Genomic DNA, 20,887 nt, shown 5'->3' with positions numbered 1-20,887 from the left:
CGCAGGTGAGGGGCGGGAATAGCCGGGACGGCGGTGCGGACCGCAGGCGGGAGCGGCGCGGCGGCGGCCCCGCGCCGCCTCAGCCGCGGGTCACCGGGCGTCGGCCACCAGCGCGTCCCGCGCGGCGACCCGGGCCGCCCGGGTGCCGAGTACGGTGATCGCCACGACACCGAGGACCGCGAGGAGCCCGACGGCGACCGTGCCGGACCAGCCGCCCGAGTGGAAGGCCAGCGCGCCGGCGGTGCTGCCGACGCTGGAGCCGATGTAGTACGCGGACTGGTACAGCGCCGACGCCTGGGCCCGGCCCCGGGTGGCCGTCTTGCCGACCGCCGAGGAGGCGACCGCGTGCCCGGCGAAGAAGCCCGCCGTGATCAGCACCAGGCCCAGCAGGACCAGCGGCAGCGAAGCGGTCAGCGACAGCAGCAGACCCGCCGCCGTCGTACCGCCCGCCAGGTACAGCGCGCCGCGGCGGCCGAACCGGCCCACCAGCCGGCCCGCCGTGGACGCGGAGACCGTGCCCACCAGGTAGACCAGGAAGATGGAGCCCACGATGCCCTGCGGCAGCCCGAACGGCTCCGCCGTCAGCCGGTAGCCGATCACCGTGTAGACCCCGCCGAACACCGTCATGAACAGGGCGCCGATCGCGTACAGGCGGCGCAGCAGCGGGTCGGAGAGGTGGGCGCGGACGGTACCGAGCAGCACGCGCGGGCGCAGCGAGCCCGCCGAGAAGTGCTGCGGGGCGGGCAGCAGCAGCCGGAACGCCACCGCGCACGCGACCGCGAGCACGCCGATCACCCCGATCGAGACCCGCCAGCCCCACTCCTGCGCGACCCAGCCGGTGATCACCCGGCCGCTCATCCCGCCGACGCTGTTGCCCGCCACGAACAGCCCGATCGCCGTGACCAGCGCCTTCGGCCGGACCTCCTCGGCCAGATAGGCCGTCGCCGAGGCCGGCAGACCGGCCAGCGCCGCGCCCTGCACCGCCCGCAGCACCACCAGCGCGCCGAGCGACGGCGCGAAGGGCACCAGCATGCCGACCGTGACGGCGACGGCCAGCGAGGCCGTCATCACCGTACGGCGGCCGAAGCGCTCCGACAGGGCGCTCATGGGCAGGACGAACAGGGCCAGCCCGCCGGTCGCGGCCGCCACGGTCCAGCTCGCCTCGCTCGCCGCGACCCCGAACTCCGCGGAGATCAGCGGCAGCAGGGCCTGGGTGGAGTACAGGAGGGCGAAGGTCGCGACTCCGGCGAGGAAGAGGGCGAGGCTCATCCGGCGGTAGCCGGGGCCGCCCGGAGCCAGACGGGAGTCGGAACCGGGAGCAGGGTCGGGAACGGGGACGGTGGTGGCGGCGCCCACGCCGGTGGGCGCCCCGGTACTGGCGGGAGACATGCTTCGACGGTAGGAGCGGCGCCTCTCATCCGTCCAATGCATGGAATTGCCATAATCGTTCCCATGGTGCATCAGCAGAGGTCACAGGCGCGGCTGTCACCGTCCGGTGACACAGAAGACATGGCGGAGCTGACCACGCTGCTCGCGCCCCGCCTCGCGTACTTCGCCGGGGTGGCCCGCACGGAGCACGTCACCCGGGCCGCGCAGGAGATGAACGTCCCGCAGTCCACCCTGTCCCGCGCGATGGCCCGGCTGGAGCAGGACCTGGGCGTGGACCTGTTCGCCCGGCACGGCCGCACGGTCTCCCTGACCACCGCGGGCCGCACCTTCCTGGCCTCCGTGGAGCGGGCCCTCGCCGAGATCGAGCGCGCCGCCGAGGAGGTCCGCGCGGACGCCGACCCGGCCACCGGCAAGGTCGCCTTCGGATTCCTGCACACCATGGGCGCCGAGACCGTGCCCGGTCTGCTGCACGCCTTCCGCGCCGACCACCCGCGCGTGCGCTTCAGCCTGGTCCAGAACTACGGCGAGGCGATGCTGGAGCGGTTGCGGGCGGGCGAGCTGGACCTCTGCCTCACCTCACCCGTCCCGGACGCCCCCGACCTGGTCGCCCGCCGCCTCGACGAGCAGAAGCTGCGCCTGGTCGTCCCGGCCGACCACCGGCTGGCCGCCCGCCGCCGCGTCCGCCTGGCGGAGGCGGCCGAGGAAACCTTCGTCACCCTGGAGCCCGGCTACGGCCTGCGGCGCATCTTCGACGACCTGTGCCGCGAGGCCGGGTTCAAACCCCGGGTGGCGTTCGACGGCGAGGAGGCGGAGACCCTGCGGGGCCTGGTGGCGGCGGGCCTCGGCGTGGCACTCCTGCCACCGCCGACCGTCCCCCGCCCGGGCGTGGTGGAACTGGCGGTCACGGCCCCGAGGGCGGTCCGCGAGATCGGCGTCGCGTGGCTGGCCGACCGCCCGGACACCCCGCCGGTGGCCGCCTTCAAGAAGTTCCTGCTCTCCAGAAGGGGCAACCTGCTCCCCGGCTGACGGCCACCGCCCCGGGCGCCTACCGCTTCAGCGACCTGCCGAACCCCGCGGCCAGCGGCATGCGCAGTCCGATCGGCGGCGGTGCGGCCAGCGCGTCCTCCACCGGCCGTGACACGCAGTGCCCGAACAGCGCTCCCATCACGAAGTCCGCGGTCAGGCAGAGCACTTCCTCGCGGTGCCCGTGCAACCCGTGCCCGTCCGAATGGACTTCGAACCGGCACACCTCCCGGTTCGCCTTCTTCGCCCGCGCCGCGAACCGGAAGGACAGTTCGGGATCGGTCCGCTCGTCGTTGGTGCCGTGCACGATCAGCACCCGGCGCCCGGCCAGCTGCCGCACCGGCTCGGCGGGCGCGGCGACGTCGTCCTCGGGCAGCCAGGGGGCCAGCGCGACCACGGAGTTGACGGCCTCGTGGCCGCCCGCCCGCAGGGCGGCGCGCCCGCCCATGTCCACCCCGACCAGGCACACCGGTACGTCCCCGTACCGTCGTACGACCTCGTCGGCGGCCCACTCCGCGTCCGCCGCCAGATGGGCCTCGCCGCCGTTCCAGCCCCGGTAGCGGTAGTGGACGGGGTGGACGGCCAGCCCCTCGGCGCTGCCCGCGCGGGTGAGCGCGCGGCCCAGGGCGCGGATGAGGGTCATCGCCCGGACGGGGGACGGCCGGCGGGCGGAGACCTCCGTACCGGCGGGGAGCAGCAGCACCGCTCCGCTCACGGTCGTCGGCTGCGGGCCGACTGCCTTCCCCAGCCTGGCCGTTCGCACCGGCGTCGCTTGCTGTCCCATGACAGAACAGTGTCAGAAGCCGTGGTGTACGAAACCCGTACGTGCGGTCACCGTTGCGTATCGGCGGAAAAGCGCCGGAAAACAGTCGCCGCGCGCACCGGGTTCTCTACGCGCGTAGGAGTTAAAGTGCGGAAATGACGAGCCAGACTGCACCGACGGGGGCCGTCGCGGCGACCGCCCCGGCCCACGTGCCCACGCAGGACCAGATCCGACGGGCGCCCAAGGTACTGCTGCACGATCATCTGGACGGCGGGCTCCGCCCGCGCACGGTCGTCGACCTCGCCCGGGAGAACGGCTACGCCGACCTGCCCGAGACGGACCCGGAGAAGCTGGGGATCTGGTTCCAGGAGGCCGCCGACTCCGGCTCGCTGGAACGGTACCTGGAGACCTTCCGGCACACCGTCGGCGTCCTCCAGACCGAGCAGGCGCTGATCCGGGTCGCCCGGGAGTGCGCCGAGGACCTCGCCGAGGACGGCGTCGTCTACGCCGAGGTGCGGTACGCGCCCGAGCAGCACCTCGACCGCGGGCTGTCCCTGGAACAGGTGGTCGAAGCCGTCAACGAGGGATTCCGGCAGGGCGAGCGGCTCGCCCGGGAGAACGGCCGGCGCATCCGGGTCGGCGCCCTGCTCACCGCCATGCGGCACGCGGCCCGCTCCCTGGAGATCGCCGAACTCGCCAACCGCTACCGGGACACCGGCGTGGTCGGGTTCGACATCGCCGGTGCCGAGGCCGGCTACCCGCCCACCCGGCACCTGGACGCCTTCGAGTACCTCAAGCGCGAGAACAACCACTTCACCATCCACGCCGGCGAGGCCTTCGGGCTGCCGTCCATCTGGCAGGCGCTCCAGTGGTGCGGGGCCGACCGGCTCGGCCACGGGGTGCGCATCATCGACGACATCGAGGTCCGCGAGGACGGCACGGTCAGGCTCGGCCGGCTCGCCTCCTACGTCCGGGACAAGCGGATCCCGCTGGAGCTGTGCCCCAGCTCCAACCTGCAGACCGGGGCCGCGCCCTCGTACGCCGAGCACCCCATCGGGCTGCTGCGCCGGCTGCACTTCAGGGCCACGGTGAACACCGACAACAGGCTGATGTCGCACACCACCATGAGCCGGGAATTCGAGCACCTCGTCGAGGCGTTCGGTTACACGCTCGACGATCTCCAGTGGTTCTCCGTCAATGCGATGAAATCAGCGTTCATTCCTTTCGATGAACGACTCGCGATGATCAATGACGTCATCAAGCCGGGATATGCCGAGCTGAAATCCGAATGGCTGTTCCGCCAGACCGCTTCCACCAGCGGTTATGCCGGTTCGGAGGGGTGATCACCGGGTAATTCCCGGCCCGGGGTGCGGACACGCTTTCACAAGGTGTCCGCATTTCGGTGTTTGCGGCGGGTGCCTCCGGATGTTTACGGTCGTGGACCGCTCGGATCGTTCGTGATCTCCCGTCTCCGCATACAAGGACGCATTCACCATGAAGCAGTCTGCTGCCAAGACCCTCGGTGTCGCCGCCCTCGGCGCCGCTTTCGCCGCCGCCGGTGCGGGCGCGGCGAGCGCGGCCCCGGCCAGCCCGGACGCCGGTCAGGCGCTGGACACCGTGACCCGGACGCTGCCGCCCGAGCAGGTCATCGACGCGCTGCCGGACAGCGGCGCCGTGAAGACGCTCAAGCCCCTGGCCAAGCGCGGCGTCACCGCGGCGGTGCCGGTCGTCGGCAAGGGCGCGTCCGCCGCGCAGCCGGTTGTGGAGAGCGTCCTGGCCGAGGGTCCGACCAAGCCGGTCGCCGGCCTGCTCGGCGGACTGCCGCTGAAGGGCCTGCCCACGCACGGCGTGCCGGTCAACGGCATCCCGATCGGCTGAGCCGTCCCTTCTTGTGACGCACGCGGGGCGCCCCGGCATGTCCGGGCGCGCCCCTGCGGCGTGTCCGGGCCCCGCTCACCAGGCCGTACGGGCCTTGTCCTCGGACGGCAGCAGCAGCCACAGCGCTATGTAGAGCAGGAACTGCGGGCCCGGCAGCAGGCAGGACACCAGGAAGATCACCCGCATCGTCGTGGCCGAGGTGCCGAAGCGCCGGGCCAGTGCGGCGCAGACTCCGCCGATCATGCGGCCGTGGGTGGGGCGGGCAAGGGCGGTCATGTCGGCTCCTCCGTGATCGTCGGCTCGCTCCCGAGCCGCCGGCGGGCCCCGGTCGGGACCGCCTCGACTGACTTCCACGGTACGGAGACGAAGGGGACGAAGCATCGCTCTACGGGGCGATACCGACCCTGGGAATCGTCGGGGTACGGCCCTGAGACAGCTCCTCCTGCACGGTGACCGCCGCTCCGGCCGCACCGGGCTCCCGCACGCCCCGCCGCCGCAGCCAGGCCCGGCCCGCCGGCACGACGGCCAGGTGGGCCAGGACGACGCCCGCCGTGTTCAGCAGCAGCGAGTCGACGTCCACGACCCGGCCCGGGACGCCGGTCTGGAGCAGGGCGATGCCGAGGGAGAGCAGGGCGCCGGCCGCGGCCGTACGGGCCAGGGACGCGAGCGGGGAGACCGTGAGCCTGCCGTGCGCCATCGGCAGCAGCACGCCGAGCGGCGCGAGCAGCGCGAGCCCCTCGCCGAGGGGTCTGGCGGCCTGCGGCCAGCCCAGCGCCAGCTCGGCCCGGATGCCGGCCAGGGGCCGCAGGTTCGGGGGCATCACCCAGGGGACGTCCAGGGGACGCAGCATCAGCCAGGCGACGAGGGCGAGGTGGGCGACGAGGAGGACACCCCCTGTCACACGGACGCGGATCGCGGCGCTGCCGCCGCCGATGGAGCCTTGACGCTGCACGACCCCCTAGACGCGGGGCCCGGCACGATTGGTTCCGCCATGGAAGCTTTTGGCCGGGCACCCCGTGCCACGGCCCCCGGACGCGGACCGTCCGCGGCCGCGCGCCGGGCCGCCTCAGCCGTCCGTGACCTCGCTGGACGGCGGCTGGGTCGAGCCCGGGTGGTCGCGGACCTCGTCCGTGCACTCGTACCGCCGCGGCGGGCCGCTGTCGGGGCCGCCGGCCGGGCCGCCCAGGATCACCGAGCCGTCGCCCTCCGTCGCCGCCGAGTCGGACAGGGTGCACACCAGCTGGGCCAGGGCGTAGGCGGTCAGGCGCGACGGAGGCGTGCTCAGCCGCAGCGTGTCCTCGGGGTCCTTCGGGGCGGGCCCGGTGACGTTCGTGCCGCCCGGCACGTAGGTCGTGTAGCCCGCGGAGCGCTCCGCGGCCGAGGGCGCCGCGGCGAGCTGGTCGAGCAGCCCCTGCGCCACGATCACCCGGCGCCGGGCGTCCGGGGTGCCCTCCGGGACCCGCACGGTGCGGTCGACGGCCACCAGGGACGCGCCGCACAGCAGGAAGACCTGTACCGGCACCCCGCGCGAGGACTGCGCGGACTGGTCGGTCGCGGTCAGCGAGCACGGCACCCGGGACGGCGCCGGCCCGAAGTCGGTCGGTACCTCCGTGGGCCGGATCCCGCAGCCGGTGAGCAGCGCGCCGAGGAGGGGCAGCGCCAGCAGGCGTCGTACGGTCATGACCCCTCCTCTCCTGGTCTGTCCTGTCCGGTCTCGGTGTCCTTGGCGTTCCCGGTGTCCTCACCGGCTTCCTCGGTCAGCCGTGAGGCGTCCCGGGGCAGCCGGAGCGTGAAGACCGCGCCGCCCTCCGGCGAGTTCGCGGCGGTGATCTCCCCGCCGTGGATGTGGGCGTTCTCCAGGGCGATGGAGAGGCCGAGCCCGCTGCCCTCCGAGCGCGGCCGGGAGGCGCTCGCCTTGTAGAAGCGGTCGAAGACGTGCGGGAGGACGTCCTCGGGGATGCCGGGCCCGTGGTCGCGGACCGCGATCACCACGTCGCCGTCGGCCACGGTCACCGACACCCGCACCGGCGACCCGCCGTGCTTGAGCGCGTTGCCGATCAGGTTGGCCAGTATGACGTCCAGGCGGCGCGGGTCCAGGCGGGCGTGGACGCCGCGCTCGGCGTCCAGCTCCACCGCGTCCAGCCAGGCACGGGCGTCGACGCACGCGGTGATCTGGTCGGCCAGGTCCACGTCGTCCAGGACCAGCCGGGCGGTCCCCGCGTCGAAGCGGGTGACCTCCATCAGGTTCTCGACCAGGTCGTTCAGCCGCCGGGTCTCGCTGACCACCAGCCGGACGGCCGGCTCGATCATCGGGTCCATGCTCCCGGTCTCGGCCTCCAGCTCCTCCTCCAGCACCTCCGTGACGGCGGTGATGGCGGTGAGCGGCGTACGCAGTTCATGGCTCATGTCGGCCACGAAACGGCGTGAGGCATCGTCCCGCGCGGCCATCTCCGCGACCCGGTGCTCCAGCGCCTCGGCGGCGTTGTTGAACGTCCGGGAGAGGTCGGCGAGTTCATCGGTGCCGGACACCCGCAGCCGGGTGTCCAGCTTTCCCTCGCCGAGCCGCCGCGCGGCCACGCCGAGCCGGTGCACCGGTTTCAGCACGGTCGTGGCGGCGGCCTGCGCGAGCAGCGCGGCGCCGATCAGCGCGAGTCCGGTGGCGATCCCCAGCGACCAGGCCAGCGAGTTGAGGTCCTTCGCCTCCGGCTCCAGGGACTTCGCCATGTAGCCCGTCGGGCCGCCGCCGATCACGCGGGTGCCGGCCACCAGGTAGGGCGTGCCCTGGTCCGTGACCCGCTGCCAGTACAGGTGGTACGGCTCCTTGTTGGAGTCGCTCACCTTCTGCTTCTTGTTCACGGCCGTGCGCAGCGAACCGGGCACGTCCTCCAGCGAGAAGCCGTTGATGCCGCCCGAGTTCCCGTACACCGTCTTGCCGTCGGCGTCCTCGGCGACCAGCAGCACGCTGAAGCGCTGGCTGCTGGCGGCCATCTGGCCCGCCGCGCGCTGGAGCTGGTCCTGCGTCGGGTGCGCGGGCAGCGCCCCCGCGCGGTTCTCCATCTCCTGGCGGAAGTCGCGCAGCACCGCGTCCTGGGCGCGGGTGAGCACGGCCTCCCGGTTGAGCCAGTAGGCGATGCCCGACGCCGACACCGCGGCGGTGAGCGCGACCAGACCGAAGACCAGTACCAGTCGCAGTCTGAGGCTGGTGAACCGCAGCCGCGACAGACTTCCCGTGCGCCCCGCGGCCCAGCCGCGCAGCCCCCCTTGCGTATCGGTCACTGAGGCGCGTCCAGGCGGTAGCCGACACCACGGACGGTACGGATCAGGGTCGGTGACGACGGCACGTCCTCGACCTTGGCGCGCAACCGCTGCACACACGCGTCCACCAGGCGGGAGTCGCCCAGGTAGTCGTGCTCCCAGACCAGCCGCAGCAGTTGCTGCCGGGACAGCGCCTGACCGGGACGCCGGCTCAGTTCCAGCAGCAGCCGCAGTTCGGTCGGGGTCAGCTGGAGGTCCTCGCCGTTCTTCGTGACGGTCATCGCCGACCGGTCGATGACGAGGTTGCCGAAGGTCGCCGAGTCGCTGGACTCGCGCTCCCCGCGCCGCAGCACGGCCCGGATCCGGGCGTCCAGCACCCGCCCCTGCACCGGCTTGACGACATAGTCGTCGGCCCCCGACTCGAGACCGACCACGACGTCGATGTCGTCACTGCGCGCGGTCAGCAGGATGATCGGCAGCTGGTCGGTGCGCCGGATGCGCCGGCACACCTCGAACCCGTCGATGCCGGGCAGCATCACGTCCAGCACGATCAGGTCCGGCCGCTGCTCACGCAGCAGCTTCAGACCGTCCTCGCCGCTGGCAGCGGTGGCCACCCGGTGTCCCTGGCGCGTCAGGGAGAGCTCCAGGGCCGTACGGATGGCGTCGTCGTCCTCGATCAGCAACAGGGAAGGCACGCGCTCATTCTGGCCCATGGAGGGGCCGCCGTACGACCTGCCGGCACCAGCCCGTCGCCGGCGCCATGACCTGTGCACAGGCTGTGACGGCCCTGGCCGGAACCCCTGTGACAGGTCTGTGACAGTCGGCGGACACGGCCATGAAGTCACCCCGGCAGTCTTTTGGTCACGGGCAGGCGGCCGGACGGGAGCCGGCCCGGGCAAGGCCCGATTCACCGGAAGTCCACGACGGGGAGCGCGAGATGAACACGCTGCACGGCATGAGCACCAGCGCAGTGGTCACGCGTCTGCACGACGTGCACCGGGGATCCGAGAAGTCCGGTGCCGTGAGCGGGCGGGGGTGCGCTCGCGGCACCGGGCGTCAGCACACCGCCTATATGACGGTGGTTGACGCGCACACGGGGGAGACCGCGTACAGGGAGGGCTCGGGGGAGCGCCGCGCGCTGACCGAGGCGGAGTTCACCGCCTACGTCCAGGAGCGCCGCGCCTCCCTGTACGCCACCGCCTACCACCTGACCGGCGACCGCTTCGAGGCCGAGGACCTGCTGCAGAGCGCGCTGTTCTCGACGTACAAGGCGTGGGACCGGATCAGCGACAAGGCGGCGGTCGGCGGATACCTCCGCCGCACCATGACCAACCTGCACATCAGCGCCTGGCGGCGCCGCAAGCTCAACGAGTACCCGACCGAGGAACTGCCGGAGACGCCCGGCGAGACGGACGCGATGCGCGGCACCGAGCTGCGCGCGGTCCTCTGGCAGGCGCTGGCCCGGTTGCCCGAACTCCAGCGCACCATGCTGGTCCTGCGCTACTACGAGGGCCGCACGGACCCGGAGATCGCCGACATCCTCGGCATCAGTGTCGGCACGGTGAAGTCCAGCATCTGGCGGTCGCTGCGCCGGCTGCGCGAGGACGAGGTCCTCAGCTTCGGCCGTGACGAGGAGGACGCCTTCGGCGAACTGGTCGCCTGAGGGCCAGGGGTCACCGGGGGGGAGACCCCGAGAGGGGAAGCGGGGGGAACGGGGGAGGAACCGGGGCCCACTGGGGGGTGGGCCTCCGGGAAGAACGGGGACCACCGGGGGGTGGGCCCACGGGGGGACACGGGGGAGCGCAGAGGAACGGGACTGGACGGGCCGGGGGGCCCTGCCGGTCCCGTTTCGCGTGCCCGCCGCCCACGTCCCCCGACGGGTGCCGGTACGGCGCTCAGGCCGCCGTGTGCTGCCGTACCGGACGGCCGGCCGCGGCCGCCGCCAGCCGGTCCAGCGCCTCGTCCAGGTCACAGGGGTGCGCGCCGAGGGACACCTGGCGGGAGACGATCGAGCGCTCGTCGCGCATCAGCCGCCAGCCGCGGCGCAGCAGGAACGGCACCGACTTGCGGCCCTCCTTCAGGTCGCGCAGGAAGCGCCGCCGGAAGGTGGTGACCGGACCGCGGGTCAGGCACAGGGCGTCCGCGAGCAGACCCCGTTCCCGGCAGCGTTCGACGATCTCGGCGGCGAAGATGCCCTCCGCGATGAACAGCGGGGCGGGGCCGATGCCGAGCGTCTGCTCGCCGGTACGGGCGCTCAGCGCGATGTCGTACACCGGCACCGGCGTCTCGCCCGTGGCGCACAGCCGGGCGATGGCCTCGACGGCGACGTCCGCGTCCCAGGACCCCGGGTGGTCCCAGTCGATGTCCGAACTCGCCTCCACCAGGGGCAGGGTCGGGTCGTCGCCCTCCTTGTAGAAGTCGTCCAGACGCAGGACGGGAAGCCCGGAACGGGCGGCGACGAGGGACTTGCCCGAGCCCGAGGGGCCGCACAGCAGCACGACACGGGCGGGGGACGGGGGATGAAGGCTCACGGAACACCAGTTTGACGCATGGGAGCCGTGCTGCCGACCCCGCGGGTCGGCTTTTGAGCGTGAGTCTCCACTCAACTACCCTACGTGTCGACCTCATTACCCTGCGCACCAGAAGGTGGCACCAGCGATGGCCCGACACACCTCCCCCCAGTACCCCACCGCGCAGCGCGCCCTGATCGCTCTCGCCACCGCCGGAGCGGCACTGGGCGCGGGCGCGGCCACGGCCTCCGCCGAATCGATCCCCGGGGTCGGCGTCAACTACCGGCCCGCCGGACTCGGCAACATCGACGCGCAGGCCGGCCTGCGCGCCGTGACGGGCATGGTCGGCTACGTCACCGGCCCGGTCGCCGGTCTCAAGCCCAACCCGCTCGCGGGCACCGGCGTCGACCCGCTGGACAACGGCGTGGGCACCCAGCTGGCCGACTTCAAGCCGATCGGCTCCCAGACCCTGACCCGCCCCCTGGCCCAGGCCCCGTCGCTGGGCAGCGTGCCGGTGCTGGGCCAGGCCCTGGGCTCCCTGGGGCGCTGAGCGCACCCCGAAGGGGCGCGGGGAACCGCGCGGCCGGCCGCGGCGGACCCGCGGCCGGCGGCGGGTCCCCACCGGGCCCGGTCAGTAGGAGGAACCGGACGCCCCCAGCGACCCCGTCGGGTGCCAGACCGTCTTCGTCTCCAGGAACGCCGTCATCCGGTCGATGCCGGGCGTCTCGAAGTAGTCCACAGCCTGTGGACGCAGCACGCGCTTCAGGTTGTCGGCCGCCGCGATCTCCAGCTCCTTCGCCAGCGTCTCGTCCGCGCCCGCGAGGTCGATCGCGTTGACGTCCTGGTGCGCGGCCAGCGGAGCCGCGAGCTCCGCCGTACGGCCGGACAGGACGTTGACCACGCCGCCCGGGACGTCGGAGGTGGCCAGCACCTCGCCCAGGGACAGGGCGGGCAGCGGGGCCTTCTCGGAGGCGATCACGACCGCCGTGTTGCCGGTGGCGATCACCGGGGCCACGACCGACACCAGGCCGAGGAAGGACGACTCCCGCGGGGCCAGGACGGCGACCACGCCGGTCGGCTCGGGGGAGGAGAGGTTGAAGTAGGGGCCCGCCACCGGGTTGGCGCCGCCGATCACCTGGGCGATCTTGTCCGTCCAGCCCGCGTACCACACCCAGCGGTCGATCGTGGCGTCCACGACCGCCGCCGCCTTCGGCTTCGACAGGCCCTCCGCGTCCGCGACCTCCCGGACGAACTGCTCCCTGCGGCCCTCCAGCATCTCCGCGACGCGGTAGAGGACCTGACCGCGGTTGTACGCCGTGGCGCCGGCCCAGCCGCCGAACGCCTTGCGCGCGGCCACGACCGCGTCCCGCGCGTCCTTGCGGGAGGAGAGGGGGGCGTTCGCCAGCCAGTTGCCCTTCGCGTCGCTCACCTCGTACACCCGGCCGCTCTCGGAACGCGGGAACTTGCCGCCCACGTACAGCTTGTAGGTCTTGAAGACGGAAAGTCGTGCGTCAGACATCGAGGTACGCCTCCAGGCCGTGGCGGCCGCCCTCGCGGCCGAAGCCCGACTCCTTGTAGCCGCCGAACGGCGAGGCCGGGTCGAACTTGTTGAACGTGTTGGACCAGACGACACCGGCGCGCAGCTTGTTCGCGACGGCCAGGATCCGGGAGCCCTTCTCGGTCCAGATGCCCGCGGACAGGCCGTACTGGGTGTTGTTCGCCTTGGCGACGGCCTCGTCCGGCGTGCGGAAGGTGAGGACCGACAGCACCGGGCCGAAGATCTCGTCACGGGCGATGGTGTGGGCCTGGGTGACGTTCGTGAAGAGCGTCGGGGCGAACCAGTAGCCGCTCTCCGGCAGCTCGCAGGCCGGGGACCAGCGCTCGGCGCCCTCCGCCTCGCCCCGCTCGGCCAGCGCGGTGATCCGGGCCAGCTGCTCGGCGGAGTTGATCGCGCCGATGTCGGTGTTCTTGTCCAGCGGGTCGCCGAGGCGGAGCGTGGACAGGCGGCGCTTGAGGGCGTCCAGCACCTCGTCGTGGACCGACTCCTGGACCAGCAGGCGGGAGCCCGCGCAGCAGACCTGGCCCTGGTTGAAGAAGATGCCGTTCACGATGCCCTCGACGGCCTGGTCGACCGGGGCGTCGTCGAAGACGATGTTGGCGCCCTTGCCGCCCAGTTCGAGGGTGAGCTTCTTGCGCGTGCCGGCGACCGTGCGGGCGATCTCCTTGCCGACGGCGGTGGAGCCGGTGAAGGCGACCTTGTTCACGTCCGGGTGCGCGACCAGCGCGGCACCCGCGTCGCCGTAGCCCGGGAGGATGTTGACGACACCCTTGGGCAGGCCGGCCTGGCGGCAGATGTCCGCGAAGAACAGGGCGCTCAGCGGAGTGGTCTCCGCCGGCTTCAGCACGACCGTGTTGCCGGTCGCCAGCGCCGGGGCGATCTTCCACGCCAGCATCAGCAGCGGGAAGTTCCACGGGATGACCTGGCCGGCCACGCCCAGCGGCTTCGGGTCGGCGCCGAAACCGGCGTGGCCGAGCTTGTCGGCCCAGCCCGCGTAGTAGAAGAAGTGGGCGGCCACCAGCGGGAGGTCCGCGTCGCGGGTCTCCTTGATCGGCTTGCCGTTGTCCAGAGTCTCCAGGACGGCCAGTTCGCGGCTGCGCTCCTGGATGATGCGGGCGATGCGGAACAGGTACTTGGCGCGCTCGGAGCCGGGCAGCGCCGACCACTTCCCGAACGCCGCGCGGGCGGCCCGCACCGCGCGGTCGACGTCGTCGGCGCCGGCCTGGGCGACCTCGGAGAGGACCTCCTCCGTCGACGGCGAGACCGTCTTGAAGACCTTGCCGTCGGCGGCCTCGGTGAACTCGCCGTCGATGAACAGGCCGTAGGAGGGCGCGATGTCGACGATCGCGCGGGACTCGGGGGCGGGTGCGTACTCGAATGCCATGGGGGATCAGTCCACCGTCACGTAGTCGGGACCGGAGTAGCGGCCGGTGGCCAGCTTCTGCCGCTGCATCAGCAGGTCGTTCAGCAGCGAGGAGGCGCCGAAGCGGAACCAGTGGTTGTCCAGCCAGTCCTCGCCCACGGTCTCGTTCACCAGGACCAGGAACTTGATCGCGTCCTTGGTGGTGCGGATGCCACCGGCGGGCTTCACGCCGACCTGGACGCCGGTCTGGGCCCGGAAGTCGCGGACCGCCTCCAGCATGAGCAGGGTGTTGGCGGGGGTCGCGTTGACGGCGACCTTGCCGGTGGAGGTCTTGATGAAGTCGGCGCCGGCCAGCATGCCGAGCCAGGAGGCGCGGCGGATGTTGTCGTACGTCGACAGCTCGCCGGTCTCGAAGATGACCTTCAGCCGGGCGCTGCCGCACGCCTCCTTCACGGCGACGATCTCGTCGTACACCTTCAGGTACCGGCCGGCGAGGAACGCGCCACGGTCGATGACCATGTCGATCTCGTCGGCGCCGGCGGCGACCGCGTCGCGGACGTCGGCCAGCTTCACGCCGAGGGCGGCGCGGCCGGCCGGGAAGGCGGTGGCCACCGAGGCGACCTTCACGTCCGAGCCGGCGACGGCCTCCTTGGCGGCGGCCACCATGTCGGGGTAGACGCAGACCGCGGCCGTGGCCGGGGTCGTGCGGTCCGTGGGGTCGGGGTGGACCGCCTTGGCGCCGAGCGCCCGGACCTTGCCCGGGGTGTCCGCGCCTTCCAGCGTCGTCAGGTCGACCATCGAGATGGCGAGGTCGATGGCGTACGCCTTCGCGGTGGTCTTGATGGAACGGGTGCCGAGAGCCGCGGCGCGAGCCTCCAGGCCGACCGCGTCGACGCCGGGCAGCCCATGCAGGAAGCGGCGCAGCGTGCTGTCGGACGCGGTGACGCCGGCGAGAGCGGGTGCTGTGGGTGCAGAGGTGGGCATGGTCACCAGACGAGCATATCTACGCGCGTAGCGGCTGTACACCCCCGCCGCTCGTCCACGCCGCGGAGATCACGGATGAGCGCCGGTTGCCGGGCGTGTGACCGCGCCCCGGGCGGCGTCGTGCAGAATCGGGCCATGACCACCCAGGACCACCCGTCACCCGCGTCACAGCCTCCCGCGCCCGCCGGCCGGGACCGCGTCTACCGCTCGCCCCTGGGCCTCGCGGGCGGCGTGCTGCTGCTCGTGGTCGTCCTCTGGCTGGGCTTCGACGCGCTGATCCAGGGCGACGGCCGGACGCCGTGGCTGGCGCTGGCCGGGATGATCCTGGTCGTGCCGCTGGTGACCGCCTTCACGCTCCGCCCGGCGGTCTTCGCCAACGAGGACCGGCTGCGCGTCCGCAACCCCTTGCGGGTCATCACCCTGCCCTGGAGCGAGGTCGCCGGGCTGCGCTCCGGCTACTCCAACGAGGTCGTGACCAAGTCCGGCGGCAAGTACCAGCTGTGGGCCGTCCCCGTCTCGCTGCGCGCCCGCAAGAAGGCGGCCCGTCGGCAGCAGCGGGCGGCGGCGGACGCGGCCCGGGGTGTGACGCCGGGCGGCAGCACCGGCGGACTCGCGCCGAGCGGCCTCGGCCTCGGCGGCTTCAGCCTGCGCGGTGCGGACGCCGGGCCGACCCGGGCGGCGACCGACCAGGTCATCGACGACCTGCGGGAGATGCTGGAGCGCCACGGGGAGAAGGAGACGGTACCGGGCGAGGTCACCGTGCGCTGGGCCTACGAGGTGGCGGCGCCGGCGGTCGCCGGGGCGGTGCTGCTGGCGATCCTGCTGGCTGTGGGCTAGGCGGGACGCGGGGCGGGACGTCCCGCCGGGGCCGCCGGGCCCGGCGGGCCGGGGCCGTCCGGCTTGTGGGCGGGACGGCCCCGGCCCGGCGCATCCGGTCAGATGCCGGCAGCCGCCGCGAGGTCACGCTTGACCGCGGCCAGCAGCTCGGTGGCGCGGGTGCGGGCGGCCGGGAGGCCGGCGTGGCCGGCCACCGGTACGACGACCTCCAGGTAGCACTTCAGCTTCGGCTCGGTGCCGCTCGGGCGGACGATCACCCGGGCGCCGTCGAGGGTGTACCGCAGGCCGTCCGTCGGCGGCAGCGTGTCCGTACCCCGGGTCAGGTCCTCGGCCCGGGTGACGGGCAGGCCGGCCAGCTCGGTCGGCGGCTGCTCGCGCAGCCGCCGCATGGCGTCCGCGATCAGCGACAGGTCCTGGACGCGGACCGACAGCTGGTCGGTGGCGTGCAGGCCGTGCTCCACGGCGAGGTCGTCCAGCAGGTCGAGGAGGGTGCGGCCCTCCTCCTTCAGCACCGACGCGAGCTCGGTGATCAGCAGCGCGGCCGTGATGCCGTCCTTGTCGCGCACGCCCTCCGGGTCCACGCAGTAGCCGAGGGCCTCCTCGTAGCCGTAGCGCAGGCCGTCCACCCGGGCGATCCACTTGAAGCCGGTCAGCGTCTCCTCGTACGGCAGCCCCGCCTTCCCGGCGATCCGGCCGAGCAGGGAGGAGGAGACGATGGACTCGGCGAAGGTGCCCCGGGCGCCGCGCCGGACCAGGTGGGCGCCGAGCAGGGCGCCGACCTCGTCCCCGCGCAGCATGCGCCAGTCGCCGCCGTCCCTGACGGCCACCGCGCACCGGTCGGCGTCCGGGTCGTTGGCGATGACCAGGTCCGGCTCGCTCGCGCGGGCCCGCGCGAACGCCAGGTCCATCGCGCCCGGCTCCTCCGGGTTCGGGAAGGCGACCGTCGGGAAGTCCGGGTCCGGGTCGGCCTGCTCGGCGACCAGCACCGGCTCGGGGAAGCCGGCCCGGGCGAAGGCGGCCAGCAGGACGTCCTTGCCGACGCCGTGCATGGCCGTGTAGACCGTGCGGGCGGTGCGCGGGGAGCCCTCGGCCAGGACGGCGTCCGTACGGGCCAGGTAGGCGTCCAGGACCGCGTCGTCCAGGGTCTCCCAGCCGGCGTCCGGGCGGGGTACGTCGTGCAGCGAGGCGATCGCGTCGATCTCGGCGGCGATCTCCGCGTCGGCGGGCGGCACGATCTGGGAGCCGTCGCCGAGGTAGACCTTGTAGCCGTTGTCCCGGGGCGGGTTGTGGCTGGCGGTGACCTCCACGCCCGCGACCGCGCCGAGGTGCCTTATCGCGTAGGCGAGGACGGGGGTGGGCAGCGGGCGCGGGAGTACGGCGGCGCGCAGGCCGGCGCCGGTCATCACGGCGGCGGTGTCGCGGGCGAAGTCGGCGGACTTGTGGCGGGCGTCGTAGCCGATGACGACGAGGCCGGCGGCGCCGTCCCCGTGGGGGGTGCCGTTCTTCTTCAGGTACGCGGCGAGGCCGGCGGCGGCGCGGATGACGACGCTGCGGTTCATGCGCATGGGGCCGGCACCGAGTTCGCCGCGCAGGCCGGCGGTGCCGAACTGGAGGGTGCCGCTGAAGCGGGCCGACAGCTCCTCGACGTCTCCGGCGTCGATCAGCTGGGCCAGTTCCTCGCGGGTCTCCTGGTCCGGGTCCTCGGCGAGCCAGGTCCTGGCCCGGGCGATGAGATCGTCGTGCACCTTGGGATCAACCTCTCTGTGTTTGCCTGGTCCGGCCGGGGGCTCCGCCCCCGGACCCCCGTTCCTCCGCCCACCCGCCACCCGACTCGGTCGGCTGGGAAGCGGACGAGCGGGCCCACGCCACCGTTCCCGGCAGCGGCACCCGCCCAACGCGCCTGGCGCGGGCCGACCGCGACCGCCGCACCCCGCCGACCGAAGCCGCCGACGGCCCGTACGCGCCCGGCGCCGACGAGCCTCCCCGGCCCGAAGCCGACGGCGGCCCGTACGCGCCGATGAAACGCGCACGCGCCTTGCGGCCCACGCCGTAGCGTCGCGTGGTCACGCGGAAACGTCCCGCACCCACGCCGACGCGTCCTCGCTCACGCCGAAGCGCCGCACGCCCACGCCGACGCGTCCGCGCTCACGCCCCCGCTCACGCCGAAGCGCCGCAGGCCCGCGCCGCAGGCCCGCGCCGCAGGCCCGCGCCGCACGCCCGCGCCGCGGCCCCGCTCCGGAGCGGGCCAGCGCCGGGACGGGTGTGCGCCGGGACGGGTGTGCGCCGGGACGGGTGTGCGCCGGGACGGGTGTGCGGGCGGGCGGGTGTGGTCAGATCCTGCCCAGTACCTGGGTCAGCAGCTGGCCCATGCGGGCTGCCGAGTCGCGGCCCGCCTGGAGGACCTCCTCGTGGTTGAGGGGTTCGCCGGTCATGCCCGCGGCCAGGTTGGTGACCAGGGAGATGCCCAGGACCTCGGCGCCGGCCTCGCGCGCGGCGATGGCCTCGAGGACCGTCGACATGCCGACCAGGTCCGCGCCGATCACGCGGGCCATGCGGATCTCGGCCGGGGTCTCGTAGTGCGGGCCGGGGAACTGGGCGTAGACGCCCTCCTCCAGCGTGGAGTCGATCTCCTTGCACATGGCGCGCAGGCGCGGCGAGTACAGGTCCGTCAGGTCGACGAAGTTGGCGCCGACGATCGGGGAGGTCGCCGTGAGGTTGATGTGGTCGCTGATCAGCACCGGCTGGCCGGGGCGCATGCCCTCGCGCAGGCCGCCGCAGCCGTTGGTGAGGACCACGGTCTTGCAGCCGGCCGCGACGGCGGTGCGCACGCCGTGGGCGACGGCGGCGACGCCACGGCCCTCGTAGTAGTGCGTGCGGCCCAGGAAGACCAGGGCCCGCTTGTCACCGAAGGAGTACGAGCGGATCTTGCCGCCGTGCCCCTCGACGGCCGGCGGCGGGAAGCCGGGCAGCTCGGTGACCTGGAACTCGGCGTCGGGTGCGCCCAGGGCGTCGACGGCCGGAGCCCAGCCGGAGCCCATCACGAGGGCGACGTCGTGGGTCTCGGCGCCGGTGAGTACGCGCAGGCGCGCGGCGGCGGCGTCGGCGGCGGCGTACGGGTCGCCCTGGATGTCGTCCGGAAGAAGAGATGCGTTCACGCCGACGAGGGTAACCGGTCTTCGCCTACGCGCGTAGATGCCAGAGCCGACGGAAGTGTGTTCGTTGTCTTGTGGGTTTTGCCAAACGCTGCGCGAGGAGAGGGAAAAGCGCAGGCAGGCGGGGTGAAGCGGTCAGCAGGGGCGCTTGCGGAGCTCCATCACGTAATCGTGCGGTGCCCCCGCCGACTCCGCCGCGTCGGCGACCTCCCCCAGGTAACGCGCCGAGGGCAGGCCGCCCTCGTAGGCGTTGAGGACGTACGTCCAGGCGGACTCCTCGCCGTCCAGGGTGTGCACGCGTACGCGCATCCGCCGGTAGATGTCGAGCCCCACGCCCTCCCACCGGTCGAGCGACTCCTCGTCCATGGGGGCGATGTCGTACAGGCCGACGAAGACCTGGGCCAGCGGGTCCTCGACGATCGTCGCCAGCGCGCCCTCCCAGCCCAGGTGCTCGCCGCCGAAGGTCAGCCGCCAGCCGTTGAGCCAGCCGGTGGCGCGCAGCGGGGAGTGCGGGGCGCGGCGGGACATCAGGCGCGCGTCGAGGTTGCCGGCGTACGCGGCATAGAGCGACATGGGGAGAGGGTACGGCAGCCGCCCCCCAAGCCCCCGGCGTCCCCGGAGTGACCTCGTGGCGCCCCCGGGCAGTAGCACCTTGAAGCGTGCGGGACAATGGAGTACGTGACTCGGATCGTGATCATCGGTGGCGGACCCGGCGGATACGAGGCGGCGCTGGTGGCCGCCCAGCTCGGTGCGGAGGTGACCGTCGTCGACTGCGACGGTCTGGGCGGAGCGTCGGTACTGACCGACTGCGTGCCGTCGAAGACGCTTATCGCTACGGCCGAGGTGATGACCACCTTCGACTCCTCCTACGAGGAGCTGGGGATCATCGTGGCCGACGACACCCCGCCGCTGGAGCAGTCCGCCCGGGTGGTCGGGGTCGACCTCGGCAAGGTCAACCGGCGTGTGAAACGCCTCGCGCTCGCCCAGTCGCACGACATCACCGCCTCCGTCACCCGCGCCGGCGCCCGGGTCATGCGCGGCCGTGGCCGGCTGGACGGCATGCAGGCCCTCGACGGCTCCCGGAAGGTCGTCGTCACCGCCGCCGACGGCACCGAGGAGACCCTCACCGCCGACGCCGTCCTCATCGCCACCGGCGGACACCCGCGCGAGCTGCCCGACGCCCAGCCCGACGGCGAGCGCATCCTGAACTGGACCCAGGTCTACGACCTCACCGAGCTGCCGGAAGAGCTGATCGTGGTCGGCTCCGGTGTCACCGGTGCCGAGTTCGCCGGCGCCTACCAGGCCCTCGGGTCGAAGGTCACCCTGGTGTCGTCCCGGGACCGCGTGCTGCCCGGCGAGGACCCGGACGCGGCCGCCGTCCTGGAGGACGTCTTCCGGCGCCGTGGCATGAACGTCATGGCCCGCTCCCGCGCGCAGTCCGCCAAGCGCGTCGGCGACCGGGTCGAGGTGACGCTGGCCGACGGCCGGGTCATCACCGGCAGCCACTGCCTGATGGCCGTCGGCGCCATCCCGAACAGCGCGGGCCTGGGCCTGGAGGAGGCCGGCGTCAAGCTGCGCGAGTCGGGTCACATCTGGACCGACAAGGTCTCGCGGACGACCGCCCCGGGCGTGTACGCGGCCGGCGACGTCACCGGTGTCTTCGCCCTCGCGTCCGTCGCCGCCATGCAGGGACGTATCGCCATGTACCACTTCCTCGGCGACGCGGTGGCCCCGCTGAACCTGAAGACGGTCTCGTCGAACGTCTTCACCGACCCCGAGATCGCGACCGTCGGCTACACGCAGGCGGACGTGGACGCCGGCAAGATCGACGCCCGGGTCGTCAAGCTGCCCCTGCTGCGCAACCCGCGCGCGAAGATGCAGGGCATCCGGGACGGCTTCGTGAAGATCTTCTGCCGGCCGGGCACCGGGATCGTCGTCGGAGGTGTCGTCGTCGCGCCCCGCGCCTCGGAACTGATCCACCCCATCTCGATCGCCGTCGACAACAATCTGACGGTCGAACAGATCGCGAACGCCTTCACCGTGTACCCCTCCCTTTCGGGGTCGATCGCGGAAGTCGCCCGGCAGTTGCACACGCGCAAGGCGAGCGCGGAGGGCTGACGGTCCGTCCGGCATCGCCGCTGGTCACGGGGGATCGTGGCGTGTGCGTACGGCATA

At 73.0% G+C, this 20,887-nt stretch carries 21 protein-coding genes; 7 read left to right on the top strand and 14 right to left on the bottom strand.

Features of this window, described 5'->3' with window-relative positions; all coding sequences use genetic code 11:
* Positions 1 to 90 precede the first annotated feature (90 nt).
* On the bottom strand, positions 91 to 1,389 hold the full coding sequence (locus ABZ576_RS23105; RefSeq protein ID WP_360743815.1) for an MFS transporter: 1,299 nt from the start codon (positions 1,387 to 1,389) through the stop codon (positions 91 to 93).
* Between the two features lie 63 nt (positions 1,390 to 1,452).
* Here ABZ576_RS23105 and ABZ576_RS23100 point away from each other — a divergent pair, with 63 nt between their 5' ends.
* Positions 1,453 to 2,415, top strand: a complete 963-nt coding sequence (locus tag ABZ576_RS23100; RefSeq protein WP_360743812.1) for a LysR family transcriptional regulator — start codon at positions 1,453 to 1,455, stop codon at positions 2,413 to 2,415.
* Between the two features lie 19 nt (positions 2,416 to 2,434).
* Here ABZ576_RS23100 and ABZ576_RS23095 read toward each other — a convergent pair whose 3' ends face one another.
* A complete protein-coding gene (locus ABZ576_RS23095; RefSeq protein ID WP_360743809.1) occupies positions 2,435 to 3,196 on the bottom strand; it encodes an alpha/beta hydrolase in 762 nt (253 codons plus the stop codon).
* Positions 3,197 to 3,330: 134 nt separating this feature from the next.
* Here ABZ576_RS23095 and ABZ576_RS23090 point away from each other — a divergent pair, with 134 nt between their 5' ends.
* A complete protein-coding gene (locus tag ABZ576_RS23090) occupies positions 3,331 to 4,518 on the top strand; it encodes an adenosine deaminase (protein ID WP_360743806.1) in 1,188 nt (395 codons plus the stop codon).
* A gap of 151 nt (positions 4,519 to 4,669) precedes the next feature.
* A complete protein-coding gene (locus ABZ576_RS23085) occupies positions 4,670 to 5,053 on the top strand; it encodes an ATP-binding protein (RefSeq protein ID WP_360743803.1) in 384 nt (127 codons plus the stop codon).
* Positions 5,054 to 5,128: 75 nt separating this feature from the next.
* Here ABZ576_RS23085 and ABZ576_RS23080 read toward each other — a convergent pair whose 3' ends face one another.
* The 5 genes from ABZ576_RS23080 to afsQ1 all read right to left on the bottom strand — a co-directional run bounded on the left by ABZ576_RS23080 (position 5,129) and on the right by afsQ1 (position 9,003).
* A complete protein-coding gene (locus ABZ576_RS23080) occupies positions 5,129 to 5,329 on the bottom strand; it encodes a PspC domain-containing protein (protein ID WP_360743800.1) in 201 nt (66 codons plus the stop codon).
* A gap of 109 nt (positions 5,330 to 5,438) precedes the next feature.
* Positions 5,439 to 6,005, bottom strand: coding sequence for a VanZ family protein (locus ABZ576_RS23075; RefSeq protein ID WP_360743797.1), 567 nt, complete (start codon positions 6,003 to 6,005; stop codon positions 5,439 to 5,441).
* Positions 6,006 to 6,119: 114 nt separating this feature from the next.
* Positions 6,120 to 6,734, bottom strand: a complete 615-nt coding sequence (locus ABZ576_RS23070; RefSeq protein ID WP_360743794.1) for a hypothetical protein — start codon at positions 6,732 to 6,734, stop codon at positions 6,120 to 6,122.
* Positions 6,731 to 8,329, bottom strand: coding sequence for a HAMP domain-containing sensor histidine kinase (locus ABZ576_RS23065; RefSeq protein WP_360743791.1), 1,599 nt, complete (start codon positions 8,327 to 8,329; stop codon positions 6,731 to 6,733). Before ABZ576_RS23065 ends, ABZ576_RS23070 begins: the two co-directional genes overlap by 4 nt.
* On the bottom strand, positions 8,326 to 9,003 hold the full coding sequence (gene afsQ1 / locus ABZ576_RS23060) for a two-component system response regulator AfsQ1 (protein WP_106980762.1): 678 nt from the start codon (positions 9,001 to 9,003) through the stop codon (positions 8,326 to 8,328). The genes ABZ576_RS23065 and afsQ1 overlap by 4 nt, the downstream gene beginning before the upstream one ends.
* Before the next feature lie 242 nt (positions 9,004 to 9,245).
* On the opposite strand from afsQ1, the gene ABZ576_RS23055 reads away from it, so the two are divergent.
* Positions 9,246 to 9,971: a SigE family RNA polymerase sigma factor gene (locus ABZ576_RS23055; protein ID WP_360743789.1), complete on the top strand. Its 726-nt coding sequence runs from the start codon at positions 9,246 to 9,248 to the stop codon at positions 9,969 to 9,971.
* Between the two features lie 232 nt (positions 9,972 to 10,203).
* On the opposite strand, the gene ABZ576_RS23050 is transcribed toward ABZ576_RS23055, so the two are convergent.
* Positions 10,204 to 10,839: a uridine kinase gene (locus tag ABZ576_RS23050; RefSeq protein WP_360743786.1), complete on the bottom strand. Its 636-nt coding sequence runs from the start codon at positions 10,837 to 10,839 to the stop codon at positions 10,204 to 10,206.
* 127 nt (positions 10,840 to 10,966) lie between these two features.
* Between ABZ576_RS23050 and ABZ576_RS23045 the strand changes: the two genes are divergently transcribed.
* On the top strand, positions 10,967 to 11,368 hold the full coding sequence (locus ABZ576_RS23045) for a hypothetical protein (protein ID WP_360743783.1): 402 nt from the start codon (positions 10,967 to 10,969) through the stop codon (positions 11,366 to 11,368).
* A gap of 81 nt (positions 11,369 to 11,449) precedes the next feature.
* On the opposite strand, the gene ABZ576_RS23040 is transcribed toward ABZ576_RS23045, so the two are convergent.
* From ABZ576_RS23040 to deoC, 3 genes are read right to left on the bottom strand one after another with little or no spacing between them, the layout of a single operon-like run.
* Positions 11,450 to 12,337, bottom strand: a complete 888-nt coding sequence (locus ABZ576_RS23040) for an aldehyde dehydrogenase family protein (protein ID WP_360743780.1) — start codon at positions 12,335 to 12,337, stop codon at positions 11,450 to 11,452.
* A complete protein-coding gene (locus tag ABZ576_RS23035) occupies positions 12,330 to 13,760 on the bottom strand; it encodes an aldehyde dehydrogenase family protein (protein WP_360743777.1) in 1,431 nt (476 codons plus the stop codon). The genes ABZ576_RS23040 and ABZ576_RS23035 overlap by 8 nt, the downstream gene beginning before the upstream one ends.
* A 6-nt stretch (positions 13,761 to 13,766) precedes the next feature.
* Positions 13,767 to 14,723: a deoxyribose-phosphate aldolase gene (gene deoC / locus ABZ576_RS23030; protein ID WP_360743887.1), complete on the bottom strand. Its 957-nt coding sequence runs from the start codon at positions 14,721 to 14,723 to the stop codon at positions 13,767 to 13,769.
* 135 nt (positions 14,724 to 14,858) lie between these two features.
* Here deoC and ABZ576_RS23025 point away from each other — a divergent pair, with 135 nt between their 5' ends.
* Positions 14,859 to 15,560, top strand: coding sequence for a PH domain-containing protein (locus ABZ576_RS23025; protein WP_360743774.1), 702 nt, complete (start codon positions 14,859 to 14,861; stop codon positions 15,558 to 15,560).
* Positions 15,561 to 15,658: 98 nt separating this feature from the next.
* On the opposite strand, the gene ABZ576_RS23020 is transcribed toward ABZ576_RS23025, so the two are convergent.
* The 3 genes from ABZ576_RS23020 to ABZ576_RS23010 form a co-directional block, all read right to left on the bottom strand.
* Positions 15,659 to 17,305 (bottom strand): phospho-sugar mutase, encoded by a 1,647-nt coding sequence (locus ABZ576_RS23020; protein ID WP_360743771.1) that lies wholly within the window; start codon positions 17,303 to 17,305, stop codon positions 15,659 to 15,661.
* Positions 17,306 to 17,890: 585 nt separating this feature from the next.
* Positions 17,891 to 18,715, bottom strand: coding sequence for a purine-nucleoside phosphorylase (locus ABZ576_RS23015; RefSeq protein WP_360743768.1), 825 nt, complete (start codon positions 18,713 to 18,715; stop codon positions 17,891 to 17,893).
* Positions 18,716 to 18,847: 132 nt separating this feature from the next.
* A complete protein-coding gene (locus tag ABZ576_RS23010) occupies positions 18,848 to 19,285 on the bottom strand; it encodes a gamma-glutamylcyclotransferase (RefSeq protein ID WP_360743765.1) in 438 nt (145 codons plus the stop codon).
* Between the two features lie 96 nt (positions 19,286 to 19,381).
* On the opposite strand from ABZ576_RS23010, the gene ABZ576_RS23005 reads away from it, so the two are divergent.
* On the top strand, positions 19,382 to 20,830 hold the full coding sequence (locus ABZ576_RS23005) for an NAD(P)H-quinone dehydrogenase (protein WP_360743762.1): 1,449 nt from the start codon (positions 19,382 to 19,384) through the stop codon (positions 20,828 to 20,830).
* The last annotated feature ends 57 nt before the right edge of the window (positions 20,831 to 20,887 follow it).

Source organism: Streptomyces sp. NPDC013455 (genome assembly GCF_040632975.1).
Taxonomy (GTDB): domain Bacteria; phylum Actinomycetota; class Actinomycetes; order Streptomycetales; family Streptomycetaceae; genus Streptomyces.
The sequence above is the reverse complement of the archived record's forward strand: the minus strand, read 5'-3'. Positions and strand labels throughout refer to the sequence as shown.